Below are 8231 nucleotides of genomic sequence, written 5' to 3'. Positions count from 1 at the left end.
TAAGTAGCGCGAGAGTCCTAACATTTATTAAGTGACTATCGGAACTGCATGTAACAATTAATACTAATACAGCTCGTAACCACCACGTCATTGCGAGGAACGAAGCAATCCTATCCAATCGGTAAGTGGCGCGAGAGACCTAAACATTTATTAAGTGAATATCGGAATTGCATGTAACAATTAATACTAGTAAAGCTCGTAACCACCACGTCATTGCGAGGAACGAAGCAATCCTATCCAATCGGTAAGTGGCACGAGAATCCTAACATTTATTAAGTAAATATCGGAATTGCATGTAACAATTATTGCAAATAGAGCTCGTAACCACAGCGTCATTGCGAGGAACGAAGCAATCCTATGTAATCGGTAAGTGGCACGAAAGTCCTAACATTTATTAAGTGACTATCAGAATTGCATGTAACAACACAACGTCATTGCGAGGAACGAAGCAATCCTATCCAATCGGTAAGTGGCACGAGAGTCCTACCATTTATTAAGTGAATACTTGAACTGCATGTAACAATTAATACTAATACAGCTCGTAACCACAACGTCATTGCGAGGAACGAAGCAATCCTATCCAATCGGTAAGTGGCGCGAGAGACCTAAACATTTATTAAGTGAATACTCGAACTGCATGTAACAATTAATACTAGTAAAGCTTGTAACCACCACGTCATTGCGAGGAACGAAGCAATCCTATCCAATCGGTAAGTGGCACGAGCGTCTTTACGTTTATCAAAAACTACAACCGCCACCCCAAACAGAAAAATAATCTAAATAGCAACAGTATAGCAAAGCCCTCCTTCAAACCCATCAGACCCACTTGCTCTAAAACCATTTTTTTTAATATGTTTTCAAGTAGTCCCATTTGAATTAGCTTGTTTTTTTGTTATTTCTAATCATCATCAACTTATTTTTGATAAAAGGAATTCTAATGATAAAACCTAAGCCTACAATTACTGCATAAATCAACCAGGTTTTTTCTAAAAGCACGATGTGTAGTAAGCTTAAAAAGAAAGCGGCATAGGATAGGCTTTGTAGTTTTTTCCAATTGGCTTTGAGGCGTTTCATGGATTTTCTGTTTGAGGTAATGAACAAAGGAATTACTATCAAAATGGCTAGAAAACCTGCTACATAATTTACTTGTGTAAACGTTTCTAAAAGCCCTTCTACTGCTAGAAAAATTATAAAGTGAAGCAAGCTCCAAACCGCTGTTGCGATTCCCATTGCCTGACGTACAAACAGGTTGCTGATACCGAAAAGTATGAAAAAAGGTGTGCATGTTAGTACGGCAGTCATCCATCTGATGGCAAATTCTCCCGAAACATGATACATCATTTCTAAAGTTGTTTTGCCTTCGCCACCTGCACCTTCGATTAAAGTTATCGAAAAGCCATCAGTAAAATTTATATGCATCATATTAAAAATCACTAATAGCGGTAGAAAAGCTAACACGGCTACTATCATCCAACCGTAATTTCTTTTTAAAAATTTCATTTGTCTTGCTTTTTTAGTTTCTATTACAAAAGTGTTCCTAAATTTGTTCCAGTCATTTTATTTAAGCATAAATAAGCACTACCAAACGTTAGTTGGTAGTGCTTCACCAGCTAAACGGAAGTTAAAAGTTAAACTTTCCGTTGTTGTTTTTTCTATCGGCTTCGGGCATAATGGTTTCAATAGTATCCCAATGTTCTGCAATTTTTCCATTTTCAATTCTAAACAAATCATAGAACGAAGTTGGCTTTCCAGCAAATGTTCCTTCGCTGACTGCTAAAACAAAATTACCTTCACCCAAAACAATATGATTTTCTTTAAACACCATCGTTATCCCTTGTTTAGCCATTTCCTCCAATGCTTTACCTAAACCAGAAACGCCATCACCAATAAGGGCATTGTGCTGAATATAATGGTCACCATCAAAATAATTATGCATTTTGTCAAACTGACCTTTGATTAAAACAGTAGTTATAAAGTCTTTTACCAAGGCTTTGTTTTGTTCTGTTTTGTCTAAATCGGTAATTTTTACAACACCGTCCGTTTGGGTTCTTCCACTTTGGTTTTTGGCAGCTACGTCCGAAAAGTTATCCCAATGTGCTATAATTTTCCCTTTTTCAAACTTGAAGATGTCAAAACCTATTTTAGGTCCAAAAAAGTCATATACTGTATGTGTAATGGCATATCCACCATCTTGAAAAGAGCGGACGACATTGGCTTTGAAACCTCCCTTTGGAGCATGCTGCAATACGGCACCAAAACCTTCCAAGCCGTCTGCAACAGCAAGATTATGTTGTTCGTAATTCGTTGGGTTAATGTATGCAATTGTCGATTGGTCGCCGGTTTCTAAACTGCTGATTAAGGCTGCTGCTTTTTCTTTGTTGGATAATTCTGTTTTAGTTTCCATACGTTCTGATTTTTTAAGGTTGCTTTTTTTGTCCTGAGCTTGGCCATTTGCGACTAAAAGAAGTAGGGCAACGGCTGTAAGTACTTGTTTCATTTTCTTTGTTTTAATGTGGATACAAAGATGAAGCAATTGCAACTTTAAGAAAAGATGAAAACGGGTATTAAAATGGTTAAAGTAGAACCAAAACTATTTAATTAGCGACTTTAAGAAGTCTTTTGGGGTTAAACCTGTATTTTTTTTAAAATACTTGGTAAAGTTAGTAGGGTCGTCAAATCCTAAAGTGTAGGCCAATTCCGCACTTTTCATACTAGAATTGATTAAATTCCTTTTCGCAAGTAGAATGATATAATCATCAATCACATTTTTGGCCGTTTTATTAACCAACTCTCTGCAAATCATATTCAAATGTTTGTAGGTGATGGCCATTTCATCGGCATAAAAACGAGCACTTCTACTTTTGGAGAGGTGTACTTCAATAAGGGAAGTGAACTTTTGAAAGAGGGTCACTTTGGAAGAGTCTTTAATATGAAACGTCTGATTTTGCTTTATATCTTCTGCCTTTGATATTAGAATAGTAAAGAGTGCATTAATAATATTCATTTTATTAAACACATGTGGTTCATTGTATTCCTTCTGCAACAAATCAAAGTAATTAATAAAATCAGACTGTGGTGGAATTTGCAGGATAGGAGAAAAGAGTTGCGGATTAAATAACCGAAACACAAAATCCTTTGACAAGTTAGAGAAACAATCCAGAAAATACGCTTCCGTAAAAATAATGCAAAAGCCTTTCAAGCTGGGTTTAAACTCAAACGCATTTACTTGTTCTTTGGTAAGGTACACCAAACTATTTTGCTCCACAGGAAACCAATTGAAATCGATGAAATGCCTTCCTGTGCCTTCTGTAAAAAAAATCAGATTATAAAACTTAAGTTGATGCGGTAATTCGGGGTTATGATCACTCTGCTCTGTAAGTTTTGCAATCCTTTCAATAGAAACAATTTCAAACCCAAAACCATGTGTAGAGGCTGCATTGAACTTTTCAGGGTTAAACGTAATATGTGGAATTTCTTTGTTGATCATTTGTTAGAACTAAATTTTTTTTAATAATTTGACTCCTCTTTTTTCTAAAAACACGTAGTCCAAGGTCCATAATCAATGTTCCTTTTCTCAACACCAAAAATAGGAGTTATTTCTTTGTCTAACTAATTGTCAATCTCATTGTATCCTGTTTTTATTAGCAGTTGATTTAGCGTTTAATGAATTTAGATGCAATTACCTCCCACTTATTATCAATTAATACAAATCTAATATCGGGCTTATAATTTTTTACCCCACATGTACATTCTGATATTTCTGCAAGTGGAGAATTCTTGCCTCTTTTCTTTAAACCTTTTAATTTGTATTCACTAAAATTAACATCAACAGTATCTTGACTAATTATCCTATAGGCGAGAGTATAAACGGTAAACTCTTTCTTTTCTTTGCGAGAAATTTTAATTATTTCACTTTGTGGTAAAACTTTAATGGGACCTTCTGCAAATAAAAGCTGAGGTGCATTAGTTTGATTATCTACATCAAGATAAGTAGTACCGCTCGAAAGACTCCAATTTATTCGCTGTTGTATAGCTTTTACATACAAAGTATCTATATCAGCCTGACGAAGCGATTCTTGTCCAAAACAGTCAAAAGCAAAAAGTAAAATGACATTAAAGAATATGAGTGTACAATTGTTTTTCATTACTTTTTTTATGTTTTATTCAATGAGTTTTCTCTATTTGATATCATATTGACTACTAAAACACACTTAAATTCTAATTTGAATCCATGAAGAAAAGTATTTGTCATATGCATAACTGTTTACAACCGTTCAACAAGTTCCTATTTCGTAGTCCATTTCCAGTTATCCAAAATCAGCGTAACAATCACGTCACTCCACATCTCAAAATTAGTAAGATTAGGCCAAATAGGAATTATACTAGTAGACAAGAAGTCGTCTCGTCCAACAATAAACATATGAGCTTCATAAGTCATGATTTTATCAAATGGATTTTTTACAGTCAGCATCATCGTTTCGCTTTTTCTATCCTTAACTGTCTGTTCGAAATCTACGGTAATTGTCTTTTCAGGAAATTCAATTTTATCAACAGTTTTCAGGAATAAAACACCCCATATAAATAATTTAATTTCAAATAGTATCAGCACGTAAATTATCGCCATATGATTTTTTGATCTTATTAAGAATGGCAAAATCTTTAATGGCTGCTTTTAAAGCTACTCCTTCATAACTTTCAACTCTTTTGTTTGTCAAGTATATTTCAATAGTTTCCTTCTTTTTACAAGAAATGAAAAGGATAAAAAAAAAGAATAGTATTTTTTGCACGATAGATTTCATATTCTTGTAATTATAATCCATTTCTATACTAAAATAGCACTAACTACATCATTAGTGCTATTTTGTATATTATAATTGTCTAAGGATAAGCTCAGTCATCGACTTAAAATTAATTAAACAACATTAGACAAATGCAATAAAAATTACATAACCATTTGTTGATTACACGGAACAACTCTGATAGTTTTATAAATAAAGGTTTCAACTACTATAGGATTACCAGAATTATTATTAGTTTCAGTCTTCTTAATTCCTAAATTTATATAGTAAGTTTGGTTACTAACATTATAAATGTATGTGGTAGATAATAATGAGTAGCTAGTCGAAAGTCCTAATGCTGCTCCAGTAACTGAAGGCAACGTTACCGTTAAATTTGAAAGAACATGAGTAGAATTGTATGACGCTGCAACTGTAATTCTTAAACAATTTTCTAGTAATAATTTGCCAGTAAAATAACCACCAGTAGTACAACTACCAGAAAAAGTAGAGACATTAACACAATCACTACCACCACCACTACCACCACTACCACTACCGTCATGGTCAGTTAGAAACGTAGTAGCAGGATCTCGCTGTAATAAAGTTTCATTTGATACTTGTGCATTATTTTCTGATAGCTCATCAGTAGTACATGAAATAGTACTAACAATTAATGCTAATAATATTAAAAAATTATAAAGTTTATTCATAATAAAACATCTTACCTTGTTATTGATACGGCTTACCGTAAGGACGATTTTTAGGCACACATTTTTAGTTTGGTACCGCCCTCCCAACATATTTAATTTTACTTATTAATAAAATTTCATGTTTCCTTGAATAAAATCTATTGTATTTTCAAGAGATCCGTCCTTTTGTTAATTTTTTCAAAATATTATGCTAAGTTTCTTTTTAGATTGACAAATTTTAAATTTGTTTATCAAATATAAATTATTTTTTAATACGAATTACTTAAATCCATTTAAATTATAGGTCATATTTAATCCCCTGCTCTCCGAAGTCTGCCGCTCTGCGAATGTCTCTGACTTCGCAGCATTTTTTTATACAAAGAATTGGTCATACTCAGCTGTTCGAAGACTTACATTTTTGAACACATTCCAATATCTCCTGCTCTTCGCAGTCTACAGGGAAAACACCGCTTCCGCCAGATTCGCAAAGCCCATTTGGTGCTCGTTTGTTCATCTGGTGCTCGTTTGCAACGAGTACCTACTTTCTTTTGCAAACCGACACAAAGCGTTTGCAACGTGACTAAAATTAAAGTTTCAGAATGGCTCTACACTTGCGGTGCAAAATAACTTATTACCCTTGGTTTTCTAAAAGCACTTACTAAACAACCTGGACCAACTTGCAGAAGACCCAAAAGAAGTAGTTTCCAAAATACGTTTTAAAGCAAAAACAATGGATTCAAAAAAACTAAAAAAGTCATTACAAGAATACGGAACTATAAAAGCAAAAAAACTATTAGAGCCAATCTTATTTGCTTCATAGGAAATCTTACAATAAATGTTAGAACTTTCAAGTTTTATATAAAATTCAAGCATTAAAGCAAACACATACATTTACTTCAATTATAATTTATCAACTTATATGTTTACTTTTATATAAAAAAATACACATATAAGTTTACTTATATTTTGTTTTGTAAATGTATAGGTTTACTTTTGATAAAATATGTAAACATAATAATGATGCGAAGTACTAAAAAGCTACTGATAGACCAGCTTGACAAAAAGCTAAAACCTTTTCAAGGTACAGAAAAAGTAATCGTGCCACAACAAGGCTGGGTTCACACCATCCGAACTTCGTTAAATATGACTTTAAATCAATTAGGCGAAAAACTCCAAATGACCAAACAAGGCATTAAAAAGATCGAAGAACGAGAAGCAACCGAATCAATCTCAATCAAATCCCTCAAGGAAATAGGAAAAGCTTTAGACATGCACTTTGTCTATGGTTTTGTTCCTAAATACAATTCCGTTGACGAAATGATATCCGCTAAAGCCACGAAAATTGCCCAAAGAATTGTTTTGCGAACAAATCAAAATATGAAATTGGAAAACCAAGGCAATAGTCCCGAACAAATAAACAACGCCATCATGGAACTGGCAAACGAATTAAAACGTGAAATGCACAAATCATTATGGGATTAGAGCTTGTATATGAGGATGGGCAAACGCCATTAAGCGAGGAGGAAAAAGAAGGATTGCTTATCAAGACCATCACTACACATGAAGAACTGGACGAATACGAGCAGCTTAATATAGAAAAGGCGATACAATGGCTTATGCGTCAAAAACTAAAAAAAGAAATCCTACTTACCGAAGAATTCATTAAAGCGCTACATAAAAGAATGCTGGGTGAAGTTTGGAGTTGGGCAGGTGAATTCAGAAGGTCAGAAAAGAATATAGGAGTACCATGGATAAGAATCGGCATGGATGTAAAGGTTTTATTGGATGACACCCTCTATTGGATTGAAAACAACACGTACGCTCCAGATGAAATTGCCATAAGATTCAAGCATAAATTGGTAAATATCCACTGCTTCCCAAATGGTAATGGTAGGCACTCACGAATTATGGCAGATAGTATTATCGAGTTTGTTTTTGAAGCTCCTATTTTTTCATGGAACCATTCCAATATGGTAAAGGCAGACGAAACCAGAAAATCATACATAAATACCATTCGTCAAGCAGACCAAGGAAATATCGAACCTTTGATGATCTTCGCACGGAATTAGCAAATGGGTTGAAAAACTATGAAGAAAAAAAATGCGTTAATTATTTAAGTTTCTCAACGCATATTTGCGGTAAATATAAAGTAGAACCGCTCTGCGAAAATCTCCGACTTCGCAACATTGATTTCTAAAAAGCAGGGATTCAACAAAACGCCCTCCGCTACCGTAATAAATACAGTTCAAAGTAATTCATCGTTTCGTGTAGTACAAAATTATTATTTGTAGTTGATTTGTCAGGTTTATCCTCTTTACTCAACTATAAAACATAAATTTGAAAGGGTAAATTACTGTTTTCAATTCTTCCCTATCGCATATCGCAATATGCGATATATAACTTTTATTTATTTTGGAGTGTCTTAACCCGTATTAAGTGACTACCGGAATTGCATGTAATAATAAATACTAGTAAAGCTCGTAACCACAACGTCATTGCGAGGAACGAAGCAATCCTATGTAATCGATAAGTGGCGCGAGCGTCCTAACATTTATTAAGTGACTATCGGAATTGCATGTAACAATAAATACTAATACAGCTCGTAAACACGACGTCATTGCGAGGAACGAAGCAATCCTATGCAATCGATAAGTGGTGCGAGCGTCTTTACGTTTATCAAAAATTACAACCGCCACCCCAAACGGAAAAATAATCTAAATAGCAACAGTATAGCAAAGCCCTACTTCAAGTATAGATGAAGTAT

General features: G+C 34.1%; 8 protein-coding genes. 2 read left to right on the top strand and 6 right to left on the bottom strand.

Annotated elements, in window-relative coordinates:
• Positions 1-876: 876 nt before the first annotated feature.
• The 6 genes from ACQ5J2_RS05170 to ACQ5J2_RS05145 all read right to left on the bottom strand — a co-directional run bounded on the left by ACQ5J2_RS05170 (position 877) and on the right by ACQ5J2_RS05145 (position 5488).
• Entirely contained in the window at positions 877-1500 is a 624-nt protein-coding gene (locus ACQ5J2_RS05170; protein ID WP_432672666.1) for a ferric reductase, read from the bottom strand.
• A gap of 121 nt (positions 1501-1621) precedes the next feature.
• A complete protein-coding gene (locus tag ACQ5J2_RS05165; RefSeq protein WP_432672665.1) occupies positions 1622-2497 on the bottom strand; it encodes a nuclear transport factor 2 family protein in 876 nt (291 codons plus the stop codon).
• A 93-nt stretch (positions 2498-2590) separates the two neighbouring features.
• Positions 2591-3487, bottom strand: a complete 897-nt coding sequence (locus ACQ5J2_RS05160; RefSeq protein ID WP_432672664.1) for a helix-turn-helix domain-containing protein — start codon at positions 3485-3487, stop codon at positions 2591-2593.
• Between the two features lie 166 nt (positions 3488-3653).
• Positions 3654-4145: a hypothetical protein gene (locus tag ACQ5J2_RS05155; RefSeq protein WP_432672663.1), complete on the bottom strand. Its 492-nt coding sequence runs from the start codon at positions 4143-4145 to the stop codon at positions 3654-3656.
• Between the two features lie 140 nt (positions 4146-4285).
• Complete coding sequence (locus ACQ5J2_RS05150) at positions 4286-4624, bottom strand: hypothetical protein (RefSeq protein WP_432672662.1); 339 nt, start codon at positions 4622-4624, stop codon at positions 4286-4288.
• Between the two features lie 318 nt (positions 4625-4942).
• Positions 4943-5488 carry a hypothetical protein gene (locus tag ACQ5J2_RS05145; protein WP_432672661.1) on the bottom strand — a complete coding sequence of 182 codons (546 nt, stop codon included), beginning with the start codon at positions 5486-5488 and terminating at the stop codon, positions 4943-4945.
• Positions 5489-6484: 996 nt separating this feature from the next.
• On the opposite strand from ACQ5J2_RS05145, the gene ACQ5J2_RS05140 reads away from it, so the two are divergent.
• A complete protein-coding gene (locus ACQ5J2_RS05140; protein ID WP_432672660.1) occupies positions 6485-6949 on the top strand; it encodes a mobile mystery protein A in 465 nt (154 codons plus the stop codon).
• On the top strand, positions 6940-7536 hold the full coding sequence (locus tag ACQ5J2_RS05135) for a mobile mystery protein B (RefSeq protein WP_432672659.1): 597 nt from the start codon (positions 6940-6942) through the stop codon (positions 7534-7536). The genes ACQ5J2_RS05140 and ACQ5J2_RS05135 overlap by 10 nt, the downstream gene beginning before the upstream one ends.
• The last annotated feature ends 695 nt before the right edge of the window (positions 7537-8231 follow it).

Source organism: Flavobacterium sp. SM2513 (assembly GCF_050908145.1).
GTDB lineage: Bacteria > Bacteroidota > Bacteroidia > Flavobacteriales > Flavobacteriaceae > Flavobacterium.
This window is presented reverse-complemented; position numbering and strand designations above follow the sequence as displayed.

Excerpts from the sequence above, each read along its gene's own strand:
- ACQ5J2_RS05170 (WP_432672666.1), bottom strand. The coding sequence starts at position 1,500 with ATGAAATTTTTAAAAAGAAATTACGGTTGGATGATAGTAGCCGTGTTA.
- ACQ5J2_RS05165 (WP_432672665.1), bottom strand. The coding sequence starts at position 2,497 with ATGAAACAAGTACTTACAGCCGTTGCCCTACTTCTTTTAGTCGCAAAT.
- ACQ5J2_RS05160 (WP_432672664.1), bottom strand. The coding sequence starts at position 3,487 with ATGATCAACAAAGAAATTCCACATATTACGTTTAACCCTGAAAAGTTC.
- ACQ5J2_RS05155 (WP_432672663.1), bottom strand. The coding sequence starts at position 4,145 with ATGAAAAACAATTGTACACTCATATTCTTTAATGTCATTTTACTTTTT.
- ACQ5J2_RS05150 (WP_432672662.1), bottom strand. The coding sequence starts at position 4,624 with ATGGCGATAATTTACGTGCTGATACTATTTGAAATTAAATTATTTATA.
- ACQ5J2_RS05145 (WP_432672661.1), bottom strand. The coding sequence starts at position 5,488 with ATGAATAAACTTTATAATTTTTTAATATTATTAGCATTAATTGTTAGT.
- ACQ5J2_RS05140 (WP_432672660.1), top strand. The coding sequence starts at position 6,485 with ATGATGCGAAGTACTAAAAAGCTACTGATAGACCAGCTTGACAAAAAG.
- ACQ5J2_RS05135 (WP_432672659.1), top strand. The coding sequence starts at position 6,940 with ATGGGATTAGAGCTTGTATATGAGGATGGGCAAACGCCATTAAGCGAG.